The following is a 17381-nucleotide window of genomic DNA, read 5'->3' as shown; positions in this document are numbered from 1 at the left end:
GGGCCGGTGGTGGGGGCGGGGCTCCCCCCGCCCCGGGCGCCGCACCCACCCGCTGGGGGGCGGCCCCGTCGTCGTGCCCCGGGGACGCGGTGCGGGGCTGACACAATGGGGCCCCATGACCACCATCCGAGAGATCCCCCTCGACTTCGACGGTGTCCTGGCCGGGGCCGGCACCCCCGGTGAGGTCCGCCGGTCCGTGCTGCCCGGAGGGGTCCGTGTGCTCACCGAGGCCATGCCCGAGCAGCGGTCGGTGACCCTCGGGTTCTGGGTGGCCGTCGGCTCCCGGGACGAGTCCCCGCGCGGGTACGGCTCCACCCATTTCCTCGAGCACCTGCTGTTCAAGGGCACCCCCACTCGCAGCGCCATGGACATCGCCGCGGCCTTCGACAGGGTCGGTGGGGAGTCCAACGCGGGCACCGCCAAGGAGTCCACGGTGTACCACGCCCGGGTGCTGGACGAGGACCTGCCGATGGCGGTGGAGGTCCTCACGGACATGGTGACCTCCTCCCTGCTGGACCCGGAGGAGCTCGAGACCGAGCGCGGGGTGATCCTCGAGGAGCTCGCCATGGACGCGGACGACCCGGTGGACGTGGCCCATGAGCGGCTGGCGGAGACGGTCCTGGACGGGCACCCGCTGGGCCGGCCGATCGGCGGCACCCCGGAGACCATCCGCGCCGTGACCCGGGAGCACGTGCACGGCCACTACCGGCACTGGTACCGCCCGGACGAGCTGGTCATCACGGCGGCCGGGCACCTGGACCACGACGCCCTGTGCGGGCTCGTGCTGCAGGCGCTGCGCCGCTCGGGCTGGGAGCTGGCCGAGGGTGCCTCGCCCGCACCGCGCCGAGCCGTGGACACCGCCGGGGCGCGGGCCTCGCAGGTGCTGGCCGGTGAGCACCGGGTGGAGAAGGCGGTGGAGCAGGCGAGCGTGGTCGTCGGGGGGAGGTCGCTGTCCACGACGGACCCGGACCGCTTCGCCCTGGCGGTGATGCAGTCCGTGCTGGGCGGGGGCATGTCCTCCCGCCTGTTCCAGGAGATCCGCGAGCGCCGCGGCCTGGCCTACTCCACGTACTCGTTCTCCGCCGGGTACTCGGACGCCGGCTACTTCGGGCTGTACGCCGGCTGCCAGCCGGGCCGGGTGGATGAGGTGGCCGCGCTCATGGAGGCGGAGCTGGAGCGGATGGCCGCGGAGCGGATCACCGCGGAGGAACTGGACCGTGCCCACGGGCAGCTGGCCGGCGGCACAGTGCTGGGCATGGAGTCCCCGGGTGCGCGCATGTCCCGGCTGGGGAGGGCGGAGCTGGTCACGGGGGAGTATGTGGACCTGTCTGCGTCGATCGCGCGGATCCGCGCCGTCGACGCCGGCCAGGTGCGTGAGGTCGCCCGTCGCCTCGCGGAGGGGGAGCGGTCACGCGTGGTGGTGGCCCCGGCCTGAGGGGTGCGGGCGCGTAGGGTGGTGGGCATGAGCGTGAACCCTCCCCACCCCGACGCCGCGGCGGACCCTTCGAGGTCCGCCGGGGCTGTGCCGCGCGTCGCGATCCTCGGCGCCACCGGAAAGATGGGCCGCTATGCGGTGCCGGCCGTCCGTGAGGCCGAGGGCCTGGAGCTCGTGGCCGAGCTCGGCTCGCGGGACCCCCTCCAGGCCGTGCTCGACGCCGGCGCCACCCATGTGCTGGACCTCACCGTGCCGGATGCTTCGCCGGAGAACGTCGCGTTCGCGGTGGAGAACGGCCTGCACGCGGTGGTGGGGACCTCCGGCTGGGTGCCGCAGCGGCGGGCCCGCCTGCAGGAGCAGCTCGCCCAGCACCCGGGGGTGGGCGTGGTGATCGCCCCGAACTTCTCGGTGGGCTCCGTGCTGGCCACGGCGTTCGCGGCGAAGGCCGCCCGGTTCTTCGAGTCGGTGGAGGTCGTGGAGCTGCACCACCCGGCCAAGCTGGACGCCCCCTCGGGCACGGCGGTGCGGACCGCGGAGATGATCGCGGCCTCCCGTGCGGAGGCCGGGGTGGGCCCGTCCCCGGACGCCACGGAGCGGGACCCGGATGGGGCGCGCGGCGCCGTCGTGGACGGAGTGCACGTGCATGCGGTGCGTCTGCGGGGCCTGGAGGCCCACCAGGAGGTGCTGCTGGGTGGTCCGGGCGAGCAGCTCACGGTCCGCCATGACGCCTTCGACCGCGGGGCCTACATGCCCGGTGTGGTCCTGGCGCTGTGGTCCGTGGCCTCGCGGCCGGGCCTGACCTACGGGCTGGACGGTCTCCTTGGCCTCGACTGATCCCATCTCCCGTCCGCGGCGGTTCGGCCGGCGGACCGGCACCAAGGTGTGGGTGGCCGCCGTGGCCCTGTTGTGCCTGTTCTTCGCCGGAACGGTGGTGAGGGGGGCGGTGCTGCTCGTCCTGTCCGGCGGGGTGCTGCAGGTGGTCATCGGTGTGGCCGGGATCCTGGTCTCGCTGGTCGGGCTGGTGCTGATCGGCCGTGAGCTGCTGTTCGGAATCCAGACCGAACGCCTGGCGGACGAGCTGGCCGCCACCGGCGGGCTGCCCGTGGACGATCTGCCGCGCTCGCCCGGGGGCCGGATCGACCGTGCTGCGGCCGACGCCCAGTTCCAGCGGTGGGCCGAGGAGGCCACGGCCGCCCCGGAGGACTGGCGCGCCCGGTACCGTCTCGCCCTGGCCTATGACGCCTCCGGGGACCGCTCCCGGGCCCGAGCGGCGGCCCGGGAAGCCGTGCGACTGCGTCAGCGCACCCGCTGACCGGGCTGTTCCCCGGCGCGTGAGAGCGCGGCGGTGAGGGCTTCGAGGGGGCCGCGTCGGCCGGTGCGGTGCGCCACCAGGCCTGCGCCGAGGAACAGGGCCCACAGCAGGACCACTGCGGCCGGGCCCTGCAGGGGAGCGCCCGCGGCGGCGGCCACGCCGAGAAGCACGAGGTGCCCCACGTAGAGGCTCAGGGAGAGTCGCCCCGTGCCCGCGAGCACCCCCGTGCCGGCGAGCAGGCAGAGCCCGAGCACGGCTGCCGCCCAACCGGCCGCACGGACGGCCTCGAGGGGGGAACCGCTGTGCGGGGTCACCATGGTCAGCCAGAGCGGGTCCGGCACGAGCCAGGCGAGGCGGTGCTCGCCCACCAGCACGGTGGCGGACAGTTCGGCCACCGGGGCGTGCGTGGCGGCGGCCACCCGGGCCATCACACCCGGTGCCGCCCGCACGGCGGTTCCCAGCACCCACATTCCGCCCGATGCGGCGGCTCCTGCCGTGAGCAGGCACCCGGCCGTCCGTGGGGACCGCAGCTGCAGGCGGCCCAGGGCCATGCCGAGCACCATGAACCCCGTCCAGGAGAGCACGGGGTAGTACCCGGTGACGGTCAGGTCCAGCAGCAGCAGTGGGAGGTCCGCCAGGTGCTCGGGAGAGGGGCTCACCCAGAGCCGGCCTCCGGTGAGGAACTCCTCCCGCCCGAGCAGCCGCTGGCCCGCGGTGGCGGCGGCGAACACCAGCAGCGGCCCGGCGGTCACCCATGCCGCGCCCACGGCCGCGAGCGTGCGCAGCCGGGCACGCAGCAGGGGCAGCACCAGCACAAACATGAGCGCGTAGTGGCACAGGATCACGGCCACTGGCGCCCCGGCCCAGCCGCAGACCAGCCCCAGCCCGAACAGCAGCGTGGCCCGGCGGGCGGTGCGCCGACGCAGCAGGGCGGCACGGGCCCGTCCCACGGGGCGCACACCGCCGGAGGCAAGGGAGAGCCCGACGCCGGCCAGCACCACGAACAGGGCTGCGGCACCGCCGGCGAACACCAGGTGCAGCGGGCCCGGGGCTCCGTGCCCGGTGAGCGGGGGCATCACGTGCACGGCGGCCAGGCCCAGCAGGGCCACACCGCGGGCGGCGTCCACCCCTGCCAAGCGCGCGGTGCGCGGCCTGCGTGGGTCCGGGGACGGTGTGGTGAGGCCGGCCGCGGGGCCGCTGGGTCCCGTCGGCGGGGGAGTCTGCGGCATGGTCACCTGTCCTCACGGTTGGGGCGGCGGCGGGGTCGGGCGCGGCACGCGTCGGTCGAGCCCTGCCCTGGGCCATCCTCCCAGGTAGCCTGGGGCCATGACTGACCTGCCTGGAACCGCTGGAACCGTCCGCCCCGCCGACCTGCCCTTCGGCACCGTCGTGCCCGCCATGGTGACCCCCATGGCCGAGGACGGGGCGGTGGACCTCGACGCGGCACAGGCCCTCGCTGTGCACCTGGTGGACCGCGGCGCGGACGGGATCGTGGTCACCGGCACCACGGGGGAGACCTCCACGCTCTCCGACGAGGAGAACATGGCCATGTTCCGGGCCGTGCTCGAGGCCGTGGGCGGGCGCGCGAAGGTCATTGCCGGCACCGGCACCAACGACACCGCGCACTCCGTGGAGCTGTCCCGCAAGGCCGCCGCGGCCGGCGTCGACGGTCTGCTGGTGGTGACCCCGTACTACAACAAGCCCAACCAGGCCGGCATCCGCGCGCACTTCGAGGCCGTCGCCGACGCCGTGGACGTCCCCGTGATGCTCTACGACATCCCCGGCCGCTCGGTCATGCCGATCCAGGCCGAGACGATCGTCGCGCTCGCCGCGCACCCGAACATCGCGGCCCTCAAGGACGCCAAGGGCGACCTGCAGTCCACCACCACCGTCCTGGCGCACACGGACCTGCACGTGTACTCCGGCGACGACGGCGCGACCCTGCCGCTGATGGCGATGGGCGCCGTCGGCGTCGTCTCCGTGTCGACGCACGCCGCCCCGGAGCGCTACCGGGCGCTCGTGGATGCGGTGCACGCCGGGGACCTCGCTGCGGCCCGCCGTGAACACTTCGCCCTGGACCCGGTGCAGCGCGGTGTGATGGGTCACGTGCAGGGTGCGGTCGCGGCCAAGGCCGTGCTCGCCGCCCAGGGCGTCATCCCCACGGACACCGTGCGCCTGCCGCTGGTGCGAGCCACCGAGCAGGAGCTGGCCGCCATCCGCGCCGACCTCGCCGAGGCCGGCATCAGCATCTGACCGACCGCGCCCCGGGTGCGTATCGCGTCCGCGGGCGCGGTACGTTGGAGGGCATGGCGACCCGCAGCACCTCCTCGCGCTCGTCGTCCTCCTCGAAGGCCCCGTCCGGCTCCCGTGCCGGCCGGTCGCGCACCTCGGGGAAGGGCGCGACCGCCTCGTCCTCCGCGAACGAAGGCCCCTCCGCGTTCAGCCGTGCCGTGCACGGGGCGTGGATGGCCGTGGCGACCCCGGTGGGCGCAGCCTTCCGCAAGGCGGGCCCGGATGTGCGGATCGCCCGGGAGGATCGCCGGGACGGCACCGGCCTGCTGCTGGTGCTGCTGGCCGCACTCGTGGCGGCCGTCCACTGGTGGGGCCTGCGCCGCACCGTGGTGGGCGGGGTCGTGGAGGCCGTGGTCGCCGGCACCGTGGGCTGGTTCGCCCTGCTGCTGCCGGTCGTCCTGCTGGTGATCGCGGTGCGGTGCTTCCGGCACCCCACGGACCACCGGGCCAACGGGCGCATCGTCATCGGCCTGCTCATGGCCACCGTCGCCGGCTGCGGCATCGCGCACCTGGTGGGCGGTCTGCCCTCGGCCAAGGACTCCTTCGAGGCCCTCCTGGGCGCCGGCGGCATCGTCGGCTACCTCGCCACGGTTCCGCTGGCCGCGCTCGTGACCCCGATCCCGGTGTGGATCCTCATGGTGGTGCTGGCCCTGTTCTCGTTGCTCGTGCTCACGGCCACGCCGCTGGGCTCCATCCCGGAACGGCTGCGCGGGGCCTACGCGTGGCTCACCGGCCAGGACGCCGAGGACGCCGAGCAGCGGCGCGGCGAGCGCCGGGAGCAGCGCCGCCGCCGTCGTGAACGGTCCGGGGCGCACCACGGGGAGCAGACCTCCGTGGACCTGCACGGCGGGCGCACCCACCCGGACCACGATCAGTCCTACCTCGACCACGGCAGTCACGCCGCCGAGCCCGCCGCAGAACGTCCCGGGTTCCTCGCGCGCCTGTTCAGCCGCTCCGGGGGCCAGAGCGGGCAGGAGGACTACCTGCCCGAGCACGGCCACGAGTCGGTGGCCTATGACACCGCCGTGGTCGGCACGGCGGAGCCGGCAGGGTACGGGGCCCACGCCGTCGAGGAGGCCACCGTGCCCCTGGATCGCGCGGCCGTGCCCTCCCGGCCGGCCCGGCATGCCGGCGGGCAACAGGTCTTCGACGCCGAGCGCCCCACCGGTCGGCGGCGCCGTCCGGCCCCCGTGGACGACTTCGACCCGTGGGTCGAGGAGGACGGCGACACCCCTGCCGGTGCGCCTGAGCCCCCGGCCGGGGTACGCCGTCCCACGGCGGCGGACCGGGCCCTGGAGCAGGTGCGCGAGCACGCCCGCGCCGTGCGCGAGCGCAGCGCTCAGGAGGCCGCCGGCCAGGACGCCGCCGGCCCCGCCCCCGCTCGGTCGGCCACGTCCGCCCAGGAGGACCTTCCGGCTGATGAGCAGCCGACCGTCGCCCTGCCCTCGGCCCGACCGGCCGCCGAGGAGACGGCCGACGCCGCGCGGGCCGAGCCCGCAGCGCCTGCCGAGCCCGCGCGTCGTGCCTCCGTGCCCGCGGTGAGCCGCCCCGAGCCGGTCCCGCCCGTGGAGTCTGCGGCACCGGCGGCCCGGCAGACCTCCCCGGACGGCAGCGTCTACGAGCTGCCGGACACCGCCCTGCTGCCGGCCGGCCCGCGCCCGAAGGAGCGCTCCGAGGCCAACGACCGCGTGGTGGAGGCGCTGACCACCACGTTCACGGAGTTCAAGGTGGACGCCCAGGTCACAGGTTTCTCCCGTGGCCCGACAGTCACCCGCTACGAGGTGGAGGTCGCCCCGGGCACCAAGGTGGAGAAGGTCACGGCGCTCGAGCGCAACATCGCCTACGCGGTGGCCTCCTCGGACGTGCGCATCCTCAGCCCCATCCCCGGCAAGTCGGCGATCGGCATCGAGATCCCCAACGCGGACAAGGAGGTCGTGGTGCTCGGCGACGTCCTGCGCTCGCAGGCGGCCCAGCAGACGGACCACCCGATGGTCATGGGCGTCGGCAAGGACGTCGAGGGCGGCTACGTGGTGGCCAACCTCGCCAAGATGCCGCACATGCTCGTCGCCGGTGCCACCGGCGCGGGCAAGTCCTCGTTCGTGAACTCGATGATCACCTCGATCCTCATGCGGGCCACCCCGGACGAGGTCCGGATGGTGATGGTGGACCCCAAGCGTGTGGAGCTCACCGCCTATGAGGGCGTCCCGCACCTGGTGACGCCGATCATCACCTCCCCGAAGAAGGCTGCCGAGGCGCTGCAGTGGGTGGTCAAGGAGATGGACACCCGCTACGACGACCTCGCCGCGTTCGGTTTCAAGCACGTGGACGACTTCAACAGGGCCGTGCGCGCCGGGCAGGTGACCCTCCCGCCGGATTCGAAACGGGTGCTGCGCCCCTACCCGTACCTGTTGGTGATCGTGGACGAGCTCGCGGACCTGATGATGGTCGCCCCCCGGGACGTGGAGGACGCCATCGTGCGCATCACCCAGCTGGCTCGTGCCGCCGGCATCCACCTGGTGCTGGCCACCCAGCGGCCCTCGGTGGACGTGGTGACCGGATTGATCAAGGCGAACGTGCCCTCCCGCATGGCGTTCGCCACCTCCTCCGTCACGGATTCGCGCGTGGTGCTGGACCAGCCCGGTGCGGAGAAGCTGCTCGGCCAGGGCGACGCCCTGTTCCTGCCCATGGGCAAGTCCAAGCCCATGCGTGTGCAGGGCGCCTGGGTCAACGAGTCCGAGATCCACGCGGTGGTGGAGCACGTCAAGTCCCAGATGCAGGTGCAGTACCGGGAGGACGTGGTTCCCGAGAAGGCCGAGAAGGTCATCGACGAGGACATCGGCGACGATCTCGACCTGCTCCTGCAGGCCGTCGAGCTCGTGGTCACCACCCAGTTCGGCTCCACCTCCATGCTGCAGCGCAAGCTGCGGGTGGGCTTCGCCAAGGCAGGCCGCCTCATGGACCTCATGGAGTCCCGCGGCGTGGTGGGCCCCTCCGAAGGCTCCAAGGCCCGCGACGTGCTCGTCAAGCCCGAGGACCTCGCCGGGGTGCTGGCCACGATCTCCGGCGACGCTCCGCCGGAGGAGCCGGCCAGTGCTCCCGCCTCCGAGGCCTCGGCCCCGGCCGGCCAGGCCCCCGCGGGCCAGGCCCCGAGCGCTCAGACTCCGAGCGGTCAGGGCTCGGGTGCGGCGGCCGTGTCTGCAGGGCAGGACCGCTGGTCCTCCACGGACCTGGTCGGCGACGACCTCGACTCGCGCCCGCAGGCCGTGTCCTGGGACGATGAGGATGACGACGCTGAATCGGAGGACGCATGGCAGCTGACAGGGCGGTGACCCCCGACCAGGGGCAGAAGGTCTCGGCGTGGAACCTGCCGAACATCCTCACAGGCCTGCGCATCGTGATGGTCCCGTTCTTCGCGTGGGCCTTGTGGGCCGGCGGACCGTGGGGGCAGGACTCCACGGTGGCCCGCTGGGCGGCCTTCGGCCTGTTCGCGGCGGCCATGTACACGGACAAGCTGGACGGCGACATCGCCCGCAGCCGCGGGCTGATCACCGACTTCGGCAAGATCGCAGACCCCATTGCGGACAAGCTCCTCACCGGGGCGGCGCTCGTGCTGTTCTCCCTGCTGGGGGAGCTGTGGTGGTGGGTCACCATCGTGATTCTCGTGCGCGAATGGGGCATCACCCTGATGCGCTTCGTAGTGATCCGCTACGGCGTGATGCCCGCCGGCCGCGGTGGCAAGCTCAAGACCGTCCTGCAGGCCGTGGGCATCGCCCTGCTGCTGATGCCCCTGGTGCCCGTCGTGGGGGCCTGGTGGCCGTGGCCGGGCTGGATCGTGATCGGTGCCGCCACCGTGCTCACGGTGCTCACCGGCATCGAGTACGTGCGCGACGCCCTGCGTCTGCGCCGTGACTTCCTCGCCCGCGGGGGTGCCTGATGCCCGCCGGGCCCTCGTCGGCCGCACGGCAGATCGTGCACACGGCGACGGCGGCCGGGATCACCGTGGCCACCGCCGAGTCCCTGACAGCCGGGCAGGTGGCCGCGGCCCTGGCGGACGTGCCGGGGGCCTCGGCGGTGCTGCAGGGTGGCGTGGTCGCCTACCAGAACCATGTGAAGCAGCGGGTGCTCGGCGTGGACGCCGAGCGGCTGCGTCTCCACGGTGCGGTGGATCCGGAGGTGGCCGGGCAGATGGCTGCTGGCGCCCGCCGGGTCTGCCGAGCCGACGTCGGCGTGGCCACCACCGGCGTCGCCGGCCCCGAGCCGCACCAGGGGCGGCCGGTGGGGACCGTGTGGGTCGGCCTCAGCGCCCCGGCCGCGTTCGCGGACGCCCTGACTGCCCTGGTCGAGAGCACCGGCGGGCAATGGGCGGGGGAGGAATCCATCGCGGTGCCGCTGCGGGCGGACGGGGGCCGCGCCCGGATCCGGGCGACCGCTACTGCGCGGGCCCTCGAGCTGCTGCGGCGGGCGCTTCAGGGGTGAACCGCGCCGTCCCGGCCGCTGCCGGGGAATGGCCACGCGGTCGGGCGTGTTGACCTGGGCGAGTCTGGAATCCGGGTGCCGCCCGTCCGCTGCGCGCCCACAGGATGTCCAGGGAAATTCCAGGAGTGACCGATACACATGATGCGACACCCCGTGCAGGCGAACGGCGTCACCCGATGGGTGGACGCCCAGCCGCGCCGCCACGACCCCGTCCCTGAGCTCAAGGAGCGCAGCATGCCCATCCTCCGTCACGAGATCGGCGACGTCCTGCGGGACGTGCGTCAGCGCCAGGGCCGCACGCTCCGCGAGGTCTCCCACGACGCCCGCGTCTCCCTCGGCTACCTGTCCGAGGTCGAGCGCGGCCAGAAAGAGGCATCCTCGGAGCTGCTCGCCTCCATCTGCGAGGCCCTCGAGATCCCGCTGTCCTACCTGCTGCGCGAGGTGTCCGACCGCCTCGCGGACCAGGAGGGCGTGGCCGTGCCGGACACCGTCCCGGCCGGGCTGGCCGAGGACGCCTCCGAACTGGACGCGCTCGTCCGCTGAGCCCTGCCGGGACCGGCCCGGTACGGCATCGACCATGCGCGTCAGCGAGTTCACCCGCCTCATGAGCGAGGAGTTCGGCCCCGCCCGGGCCGGCGTCGTCGCCGACTCCCTCCACCTGCCCGGCCTGGACACGACGGCCTCCTGCGCCCTCGCCTCCGGCGTGGACCCCCGTGAGGTCTGGCTGGCCGTGTGCGAGCTGCACGACATCCCCGAGGAGCGCCGCCTCGGCCGGGACATCCCGCCCCGTCCCTGACCGTTCCGGGGGCGGTCGCCCCGACGGCCGACCACCCTGGCATCACCGTCCCGGAGTTCGAACACGTGTTCGAACGATGCGCTACACTCCTGCACAACGGCACGGACCCCCGCCGCCGTCCCCAGCAGACGCCCCGTCCGGCTTATCGTGTCCGCCGGGTGCGTAGCCTCGGGGTCATGACACGGACGGCACGCGCCGCCCCGCCCGACCACCACGACCCCAGGAGGGCACGGATGAGCAAGGACACCACCACGGACCGCGAGAAGGCCCTTGAGGCCGCGCTCGCCCAGATCGACAAGCAGTTCGGCAAGGGCTCCGTCATGCGTCTCGGGGACCGCACCCAGGCCCCGGTGGAGGTCATCCCCACCGGCTCGGTCGCCATGGACGTCGCCCTCGGCATCGGAGGCCTGCCCCGAGGCCGTGTGGTGGAGATCTACGGCCCGGAGTCCTCGGGCAAGACCACCCTGGCCCTGCACGCGGTGGCCAACGTGCAGCGCGCCGGCGGCATCGCTGCGTTCATCGACGCCGAGCACGCCCTGGATCCGGTCTACGCCCGTCAGCTGGGCGTGGACACGGACGCGCTGCTGGTGAGCCAGCCGGACACCGGCGAGCAGGCGCTCGAGATCATGGACATGCTCGTCTCCTCGGGCACCCTGGACGTCGTGGTCATCGACTCCGTGGCCGCGCTCACCCCGCGCGCCGAGATCGAGGGCGAGATGGGCGACTCCCACGTGGGCCTGCAGGCCCGCCTGATGTCCCAGGCGCTGCGCAAGGTGACCGGCCGCCTGCACCAGACCAACACCACGGCCATCTTCATCAACCAGCTGCGCGAGAAGATCGGCGTGTTCTTCGGCTCCCCGGAGACCACCACCGGCGGCAAGGCCCTGAAGTTCTACGCCTCCGTGCGCATCGACGTCCGCCGTATCGAGACCCTCAAGGAGGGCGGCAACCCGGTGGGCAACCGCACCCGGGTCAAGATCGTGAAGAACAAGATGGCCCCGCCCTTCAAGCAGGCCGAGTTCGACATCCTCTACGGCGTCGGCATCTCCCGCGAGGGCGGGCTGATCGACATGGGCGTGGAGCACGGGATCGTGAAGAAGTCCGGCGCCTGGTTCACCTACGACGGCGACCAGCTCGGCCAGGGCAAGGAGAACGCCCGCCGCTTCCTCAAGGACAACCCGGACCTCGCCCTCGAGATCGAGCAGCGCATCCTCACCAAGCTGGGTGTGATCAAGGAGGACGAGGCCGAAGACGCCCCGGCCCTGACCGCCGTGGCCGGAGACGCTGCCGCCGGATGACCGCGCCGTCGTCTCGGGGTCGCCGTCCGGGGAGCCGCCGCATGGAGCACCGCTCCGGTGCCGGCCGCTCCCCGGAGGCCGTGCCCGACTTCGACGACCCCCGGGACACCGACGCCGCAGCCCTGTGGCTCGGCCTGGCCGGCGTCGAGCAGGACGCCGGCCAGACCCCGGTGCCTGTTGACACCCCGGAATTCCGGGAAGCTCCCGACCTCGGGGCGCTGCTGACGCGCGCCAGCGACCTGCCGGCCCCCACCCCGGCCTCCGGGCCGCGGGTGCTGCCGTGGTCGGCAGACGCTCCGGGCTCCGCCTCCGGTCCCTCGGGATCCTCTTCCTCCGGTTCATCGGGCTCCCGGGCGAGCTCCCGCCGGAGCAGAAGCTCCCAGGGGCCAAGGTCCCGGACAGTGGCCGCCGAGGGCCGGGACACTCGCACCGGCCGCACCCGTGCCCCCGGACCAGCTCCGCTGCCGGAGGACCCGCACGAGCGGGAGGAGGCCGCCCGCGAGGTCGTGCTGCGGCAGCTGGCCCTGGGTCCCCGCTCCCGCCGCCAGCTCGAGGACAAGCTCACCGAGCGGGGCGCGGAGCCCGAGCTCGTGGCCCGGATCCTCGACCGCATGGAGGAGGTCCGGCTCGTGGACGACGCCGCCTTCGCGGAGGTCTGGGTCCGCAGCCGCCACCGGGGCAAGGGCCTGGCCCGGCGTGCCCTGCGCCACGAGCTGCAGCAGAAGGGCGTGGACCGGGACGTCGCCGCCGAGGCCCTGGAGGCCATCGACTCCGAGGACGAGCGGGCCGCCGCCGAGGACCTCGTCCGCCGTCGTCTGCGGGGCCGCACCGTGCCCGCCGGGTCGGACCCGCAGGCCCGGGCGGAGCGGGACCGCCAGACCCGGCGCCTGGTCGGCATGCTCGGCCGCAAGGGGTACGGCGGCTCCCTGGCCTTCACCGTGGTGCGCGAGGTGCTCGCCGAGCACGAGGCCTGAGCACCCATGCCCACCCCGGCGGCACGAGTGCCGGGTGCGAGGTCCCGGACACTAGTTCCTAGAATGGTGCGGTGACGTTGACGGATCCCCCCACTGAAGCCCCCGCCCCCGCCGCCGGCGCCCCGCGCCCGCACGAGGGCCTCACCTACGAGGTCCGCACGTTCGGGTGCCAGATGAACGTGCACGATTCCGAACGCATCAGCGGGCTCCTCGAGTCCACCGGGTACACCCCGGCGGAGGAGGGTGCGGAGCCCGACCTCGTGGTCTTCAACACCTGCGCCGTCCGGGAGAACGCGGACAACCGCCTCTACGGCAACCTCGGCAACCTGCGCGCCCTCAAGGACGCCCGCCCGGGCCTGCAGATCGCCGTCGGCGGCTGCCTCGCGCAGAAGGACCAGACCGCCATCCAGCAGAAGGCCCCCTGGGTGGACGTCGTCTTCGGTACCCACAACATCGGTTCCCTGCCGGTGCTGCTCGAGCGCTCCCGGCACAACGCCGAGGCGGAGATCGAGATCCTCGAGTCCCTCGAGGTCTTCCCCTCCACGCTGCCCACCAAGCGGGACTCCACCCACTCCGGCTGGGTGTCCATCTCCGTGGGCTGCAACAACACGTGCACGTTCTGCATCGTCCCCTCGCTGCGCGGCAAGGAGAAGGACCGCCGCCCGGGGGAGATCCTCGCGGAGGTCCAGGCGCTCGTGGACGCCGGCGCCGTGGAGGTCACCCTGCTGGGGCAGAACGTGAACACCTACGGTGTGGAGTTCGGCGACCGCGGCGCGTTCGCCAAGCTGCTGCGCGCCTGCGGGCAGATCGAGGGCCTCGAGCGCATCCGCTTCACCAGCCCGCACCCTGCCGCGTTTACGGACGACGTCATCGACGCCATGGCCGAGACCCCCACCGTGATGCCGCAGCTGCACATGCCCCTGCAGTCCGGCTCGGACAGGGTGCTCAAGGACATGCGCCGCTCCTACCGGTCCGCGAAGTTCCTGCGCATCCTCGAGAAGGTCCGCGAGCGCATCCCTCACGCGGCCATCACCACGGACATCATCGTGGGTTTCCCGGGGGAGACGGAGGAAGACTTCGCCGAGACGATGCGGGTGGTGGAGGCCTCCCGGTTCTCCTCCGCGTTCACGTTCCAGTACTCGATCCGCCCGGGCACCCCGGCCGGTGCGATGCAGAACCAGGTGCCCAAGGCCGTCGTGCAGGAGCGGTTCGAGCGCCTTGTGGCGCTGCAGGACCGCATCAGCGCCGAGGAGATGGCCACGCTCGTGGGCACCCGCCAGGAGCTGCTGGTCACCGCGGACTCCGGGTCCAAGGCGGCCGAGCGGGGCCGGCTCTCCGGGCGCGCCCCGGACAACCGGCTCGTGCACTTCTCCGTGCCCGACGGAGCGCCGGTGCCTCGCCCGGGGGACTTCGTGACGGTCACCGTCACGCAGGCGCACCCGTTCTTCGCGGTCGCCGACCCCTCGTCCGAGGACTACACGCTGCGCCGTTCTCGGGCCGGGGACGCCTGGGACCGGGCGCAGGCCGAGTCCTGTGGTGCCCCGGCGCCTGGGGAAGCGGGTACGGGCGGAGCCACGAGCCTGGGCATGCCCACCCTGCGTCCGCGCGCGTGAACGGCGTGCCCGCCCCGCTGGGCCGTCCACCGGTGGTTGCCGTGGTCGGGGCGACGGCGACGGGCAAGTCCGCACTCGCCGTCGCCCTGGCCCAGGCGCTGGACGGTGAGGTCGTCAACGGGGACGCCCTGCAGTTCTACCGGGGCATGGACGTGGGCACCGCCAAGGTGACCGAGGCCGAGCGCCAGGGGGTGTCGCACCACCTGCTGGACGTGCTCGACGTCGGCCAGGAGGCCTCGGTGGCCGCATTCCAGCAGTGGGCTCGCACCCTGTTCGCGCAGATCCGAGAGCGCGGCCGCACCCCGATCCTGGTGGGCGGTTCGGGCCTGTACGTGCGGGCGGCCCTCGACGTGCTCGAGTTCCCGCCCACGGATGCGGCGGTGCGTGCGGAATTGGAGGAACGGGCACGGGCCCAGGGGTTGGCGGCGTTGCGTGCGGAGCTGGCCGCGGTGGACCCGGCCTCGGCGGAACGTCTGCAGGACGAGCGGCGCCTGGTCCGTGCCCTGGAGGTGTACCGGCTCACCGGGCGTCCGTTCTCCTCGTTCATGCCGGAGCGGGTCTACGCGCCGGAGGCCGCGCCGGTGGTGCAGATCGGGCTGCGCATCGACAGGGAGGTGCTGCACGGGCGGATCGCCCAGCGGGTGGAGGCCATGCTCGCTGCCGGGTTCCTGGAGGAGGTCCGTTCCCTGGACGTGCCTGGCCCGGACGGGCTGCGGCAGGGGCCCACGGCGTCGCGGGCCATCGGGTACCGGGAGATGCTGGCCGTGCTGGACGGCGAGCTCACCGTGGCCGAGGCCGCCGAGCGCACCGTGGTGGCCACCCGCCGGTTCGCCCGCCGGCAGGAGACCTGGTTCCGGGCGGATCCGCGGGTGCACTGGGTGGACGTGCCCGCCCCGGACGTGGTGGAGCAGGCGATGGCCGCCGTCGCTGGGCAGGGCCTCTCCTAGACTGGGCGCATGACTGAGCAGCCGCAGCCCCGCACTCGACGCCGTCGGGACGCCGAGACCGCCCACCGCCCCTCCCTGCCGTTCACGAAGGGGCACGGCACCGGCAACGACTTCGTGCTCATCGCGGACCCGGAGGGCAACGCGCACCTCGAGCCCGAGCAGGTGGCCCGCCTGGCGGACCGTCATCAGGGCATCGGCGCGGACGGCGTGATCCGAGCGGTGCGCTCGGCCCGGCTGCCCGAGGGGGAGACGGTGCTCGCCGAGCACCCTGAGGCGGAGTGGTTCATGGACTACCGCAACGGGGACGGCTCGACCGCGGAGATGTGTGGCAACGGGGTGCGGGTGTTCGTGCACTTCCTGGTGGAGTCCGGCCTGGTGGAGCTGACCCCGGGACAGAGCCTGACCATCGGCACCCGGGCCGGGGCGAGGACGGTGACGCGCCTGGAGCGCGGGTACTCGATCGACATGGGCACCTGGACGCTCCTGGAGCCGGAGCAGGCCGAGCAGAACGCCTCCGACGCCCTGGTCCGCCTGGCAGGCCTGCCGGATCCGCGCCCGGCGCTGAGCATCTCGATGGGCAACCCGCACACGGTGGTGCCGCTGACCTCGCTGGCGGAGCTGCAGACCCTGGACCTGCACGAGGCGCCCCTGGTGGAACCGGTGCCGCCGCACGGCACGAACGTGGAGTTCGTGGCCGCCCATGAGCCCCTGGTGGCCGAGGGGGTGGGCCGGGTGCGGATGCGGGTGCACGAGCGCGGTGTGGGGGAGACGCAGTCCTGCGGCACCGGCGCGTGCGCGGCCGCCGCAGCGATGCGACTGTGGGCCGGGGCCGAGGGCTCGGACTCGTGGCTCGTTGAGGTGCCCGGCGGGGTGCTCGGCGTGGACTTCGTGGCCGGTGGGGACGGCCAGGAGCATGTGGTGCTCTCCGGCCCGGCCGAACTCGTCTTCGAAGGCGAACTCACCGCCTGACACTTCCGTTCGAGAAACGGGTGGTTCCCGGGGCGCTTCCGTTGACGAAACGGGAGCGCCCCGGCCCGTTCCCGTTGATGGAACGGGAGGTTCCAGCGCCCCTCCCGTGCGAGAAGCGGGAGACGGCAGGCTCAGCCGGCCCGCACCACCTTCAGGATCCGGAACCCCTTGACCGTGTCCGCCCGCTCGGCGGTGAACGCCCCCGGCTCCCGCTCCTCCAGCATGGTCCGGACCCACGGCAGCAGCGAGTCCGCCCCGAGGTTCTTCTGCACCACCAGCCAGGCCTCACCGCCGGGGGCGAGCGCCGGCAGCCAGCGTTCGAGGATCCCGTGCAGGGCCTCCTTGCCGATCCGGATGGGCGGGTTGGACCAGATCAGGTCGAACTCGGCGTCGGCCGTCACCTCCTCCGGCCGCAGGAACCGAACGTTGCCGGCCCCGAGTGCGGCGGCGTTGTCCCGGGCCAGGGCGAGCGAGCGCTGGTTGACCTCGACGCCGGTCACCTCCGCCCCGGGCGAGGACAGCGCCAGGGTGAGGGCGAGGGGCCCCCATCCGGCGCCGACGTCGAGGAACCGTCCCGTCTGTGGAGGGGCGGGCACGGCGGACAGCAGCGCGGCCGTGCCCTTGTCCAGCCCGTCGGGGGAGAAGATCCCGTTGGCCGTCTGCACCTGCACCCGGCGGCCGGCCAGGGGCACGGTCACGGTGCGTCGGCGCTCGGGCGCGGTCGGGGCCGCGTCGAAGTAGTGGGAGGCGGGGGCGCCGCCGTCGGGGGAGTGCTGGCTCACCTGGCCATGGTAGTCAGCGGGGACCCCCGACGCCGGGGCTGGCCACCGCGACGCCGGCCCGCCCCGTTCGCCCCCGTTCGCCCAGGGCGAGCACCTTCCCCCGGCGGAGGCCCCTCGCTACACTGGACCCCATGATCCTGCTGTTCGCCTGACGCCGTCCGCCGTCGAGCCCATCGCTCCGGCCGCCGTCGTCCTCCGCCTGCCCCGCCCGAGATGCCCCCGTGCGCCCGGGCCACGCCGGACGAGCACCTGAGGATCCCCCTCCATGACCATCCCCGCGCCCTCGCGGGCCTCCCCGGACCCAGCCTCCCCGTGCGCCGAGCCCCGGCGTCGACTGCGTCCACCCCTGCGCCACAGCCGCCCCGCCCGTGCGGCGGCCCTGCCGTGATCCACCGTCGGCGCCCTTCCCGGGCGTCCACATCCCCGTAACGCGTCACCCTGACGCACTAGCCTGAGACGACACCGGGCCGCCGACCGTGCAGGCCCA

At 73.6% G+C, this 17381-nt stretch carries 17 protein-coding genes; 15 read left to right on the top strand and 2 right to left on the bottom strand.

Annotation, left to right across the window (positions count from 1 at the left end):
* Positions 1-115: 115 nt before the first annotated feature.
* The 3 genes from SPI96_RS04460 to SPI96_RS04450 are packed head-to-tail and all read left to right on the top strand — an operon-like array spanning position 116 to position 2747.
* Positions 116-1435 carry a pitrilysin family protein gene (locus tag SPI96_RS04460; RefSeq protein WP_321081164.1) on the top strand — a complete coding sequence of 440 codons (1320 nt, stop codon included), beginning with the start codon at positions 116-118 and terminating at the stop codon, positions 1433-1435.
* Positions 1436-1462: 27 nt separating this feature from the next.
* Positions 1463-2269, top strand: a complete 807-nt coding sequence (gene dapB / locus SPI96_RS04455; RefSeq protein ID WP_321081163.1) for a 4-hydroxy-tetrahydrodipicolinate reductase — start codon at positions 1463-1465, stop codon at positions 2267-2269.
* Positions 2256-2747, top strand: a complete 492-nt coding sequence (locus SPI96_RS04450) for a hypothetical protein (RefSeq protein ID WP_321081162.1) — start codon at positions 2256-2258, stop codon at positions 2745-2747. Before dapB ends, SPI96_RS04450 begins: the two co-directional genes overlap by 14 nt.
* Here the strand turns inward: SPI96_RS04450 and SPI96_RS04445 are convergent.
* Positions 2732-3976: a heparan-alpha-glucosaminide N-acetyltransferase domain-containing protein gene (locus tag SPI96_RS04445; protein WP_321081161.1), complete on the bottom strand. Its 1245-nt coding sequence runs from the start codon at positions 3974-3976 to the stop codon at positions 2732-2734. The two genes, SPI96_RS04450 and SPI96_RS04445, sit on opposite strands and share 16 nt — an antisense overlap.
* A gap of 97 nt (positions 3977-4073) precedes the next feature.
* Here SPI96_RS04445 and dapA point away from each other — a divergent pair, with 97 nt between their 5' ends.
* The 11 genes from dapA to dapF all read left to right on the top strand — a co-directional run bounded on the left by dapA (position 4074) and on the right by dapF (position 16112).
* Positions 4074-5000 (top strand): 4-hydroxy-tetrahydrodipicolinate synthase, encoded by a 927-nt coding sequence (gene dapA / locus SPI96_RS04440; RefSeq protein WP_321081160.1) that lies wholly within the window; start codon positions 4074-4076, stop codon positions 4998-5000.
* Positions 5001-5053: 53 nt separating this feature from the next.
* A complete protein-coding gene (locus tag SPI96_RS04435; RefSeq protein ID WP_321081159.1) occupies positions 5054-8368 on the top strand; it encodes a DNA translocase FtsK in 3315 nt (1104 codons plus the stop codon).
* Entirely contained in the window at positions 8347-8973 is a 627-nt protein-coding gene (gene pgsA, locus SPI96_RS04430; protein ID WP_321081158.1) for a CDP-diacylglycerol--glycerol-3-phosphate 3-phosphatidyltransferase, read from the top strand. The genes SPI96_RS04435 and pgsA overlap by 22 nt, the downstream gene beginning before the upstream one ends.
* Positions 8973-9515 carry a nicotinamide-nucleotide amidohydrolase family protein gene (locus SPI96_RS04425; protein ID WP_321081157.1) on the top strand — a complete coding sequence of 181 codons (543 nt, stop codon included), beginning with the start codon at positions 8973-8975 and terminating at the stop codon, positions 9513-9515. The genes pgsA and SPI96_RS04425 overlap by 1 nt, the downstream gene beginning before the upstream one ends.
* 138 nt (positions 9516-9653) lie before the next feature.
* Entirely contained in the window at positions 9654-10058 is a 405-nt protein-coding gene (locus tag SPI96_RS04420) for a helix-turn-helix transcriptional regulator (protein WP_321081156.1), read from the top strand.
* A gap of 34 nt (positions 10059-10092) precedes the next feature.
* Positions 10093-10311 (top strand): DUF3046 domain-containing protein, encoded by a 219-nt coding sequence (locus SPI96_RS04415; protein WP_321081155.1) that lies wholly within the window; start codon positions 10093-10095, stop codon positions 10309-10311.
* Positions 10312-10544: 233 nt separating this feature from the next.
* Positions 10545-11609: a recombinase RecA gene (gene recA / locus SPI96_RS04410; protein ID WP_321081154.1), complete on the top strand. Its 1065-nt coding sequence runs from the start codon at positions 10545-10547 to the stop codon at positions 11607-11609.
* Positions 11610-11650: 41 nt separating this feature from the next.
* Entirely contained in the window at positions 11651-12583 is a 933-nt protein-coding gene (locus SPI96_RS04405) for a regulatory protein RecX (RefSeq protein ID WP_321081153.1), read from the top strand.
* A gap of 71 nt (positions 12584-12654) precedes the next feature.
* Positions 12655-14196 carry a tRNA (N6-isopentenyl adenosine(37)-C2)-methylthiotransferase MiaB gene (gene miaB / locus SPI96_RS04400; RefSeq protein WP_321081152.1) on the top strand — a complete coding sequence of 514 codons (1542 nt, stop codon included), beginning with the start codon at positions 12655-12657 and terminating at the stop codon, positions 14194-14196.
* The gene (gene miaA, locus SPI96_RS04395) at positions 14193-15143 is read left to right on the top strand and encodes a tRNA (adenosine(37)-N6)-dimethylallyltransferase MiaA (protein ID WP_321081151.1); all 951 of its coding nucleotides are present in this window, start codon (positions 14193-14195) and stop codon (positions 15141-15143) included. The genes miaB and miaA overlap by 4 nt, the downstream gene beginning before the upstream one ends.
* 9 nt (positions 15144-15152) lie before the next feature.
* The gene (dapF, locus tag SPI96_RS04390; protein ID WP_321081150.1) at positions 15153-16112 is read left to right on the top strand and encodes a diaminopimelate epimerase; all 960 of its coding nucleotides are present in this window, start codon (positions 15153-15155) and stop codon (positions 16110-16112) included.
* Positions 16113-16243: 131 nt separating this feature from the next.
* On the opposite strand, the gene SPI96_RS04385 is transcribed toward dapF, so the two are convergent.
* The gene (locus SPI96_RS04385) at positions 16244-16894 is read right to left on the bottom strand and encodes a class I SAM-dependent methyltransferase (protein WP_321081149.1); all 651 of its coding nucleotides are present in this window, start codon (positions 16892-16894) and stop codon (positions 16244-16246) included.
* Between the two features lie 265 nt (positions 16895-17159).
* Between SPI96_RS04385 and SPI96_RS04380 the strand changes: the two genes are divergently transcribed.
* Positions 17160-17282: a hypothetical protein gene (locus SPI96_RS04380; protein WP_321081148.1), complete on the top strand. Its 123-nt coding sequence runs from the start codon at positions 17160-17162 to the stop codon at positions 17280-17282.
* The last annotated feature ends 99 nt before the right edge of the window (positions 17283-17381 follow it).

This window comes from Micrococcus sp. (genome assembly GCF_034179925.1).
Classification (GTDB): domain Bacteria; phylum Actinomycetota; class Actinomycetes; order Actinomycetales; family Micrococcaceae; genus Micrococcus.
The sequence above is the reverse complement of the archived record's forward strand: the minus strand, read 5'-3'. Positions and strand labels throughout refer to the sequence as shown.

What these genes read in the sequence shown, in the direction of transcription:
- SPI96_RS04460 (WP_321081164.1), top strand. Translation starts at nt 116, where the DNA reads ATGACCACCATCCGAGAGATCCCCCTCGACTTCGACGGTGTCCTGGCC.
- dapB (WP_321081163.1), top strand. Translation starts at nt 1,463, where the DNA reads ATGAGCGTGAACCCTCCCCACCCCGACGCCGCGGCGGACCCTTCGAGG.
- SPI96_RS04445 (WP_321081161.1), bottom strand. Translation starts at nt 3,976, where the DNA reads ATGCCGCAGACTCCCCCGCCGACGGGACCCAGCGGCCCCGCGGCCGGC.
- dapA (WP_321081160.1), top strand. Translation starts at nt 4,074, where the DNA reads ATGACTGACCTGCCTGGAACCGCTGGAACCGTCCGCCCCGCCGACCTG.
- SPI96_RS04435 (WP_321081159.1), top strand. Translation starts at nt 5,054, where the DNA reads ATGGCGACCCGCAGCACCTCCTCGCGCTCGTCGTCCTCCTCGAAGGCC.
- pgsA (WP_321081158.1), top strand. Translation starts at nt 8,347, where the DNA reads ATGGCAGCTGACAGGGCGGTGACCCCCGACCAGGGGCAGAAGGTCTCG.
- SPI96_RS04425 (WP_321081157.1), top strand. Translation starts at nt 8,973, where the DNA reads ATGCCCGCCGGGCCCTCGTCGGCCGCACGGCAGATCGTGCACACGGCG.
- SPI96_RS04420 (WP_321081156.1), top strand. Translation starts at nt 9,654, where the DNA reads ATGATGCGACACCCCGTGCAGGCGAACGGCGTCACCCGATGGGTGGAC.
- SPI96_RS04415 (WP_321081155.1), top strand. Translation starts at nt 10,093, where the DNA reads ATGCGCGTCAGCGAGTTCACCCGCCTCATGAGCGAGGAGTTCGGCCCC.
- recA (WP_321081154.1), top strand. Translation starts at nt 10,545, where the DNA reads ATGAGCAAGGACACCACCACGGACCGCGAGAAGGCCCTTGAGGCCGCG.
- SPI96_RS04405 (WP_321081153.1), top strand. Translation starts at nt 11,651, where the DNA reads ATGGAGCACCGCTCCGGTGCCGGCCGCTCCCCGGAGGCCGTGCCCGAC.
- dapF (WP_321081150.1), top strand. Translation starts at nt 15,153, where the DNA reads ATGACTGAGCAGCCGCAGCCCCGCACTCGACGCCGTCGGGACGCCGAG.
- SPI96_RS04380 (WP_321081148.1), top strand. Translation starts at nt 17,160, where the DNA reads ATGACCATCCCCGCGCCCTCGCGGGCCTCCCCGGACCCAGCCTCCCCG.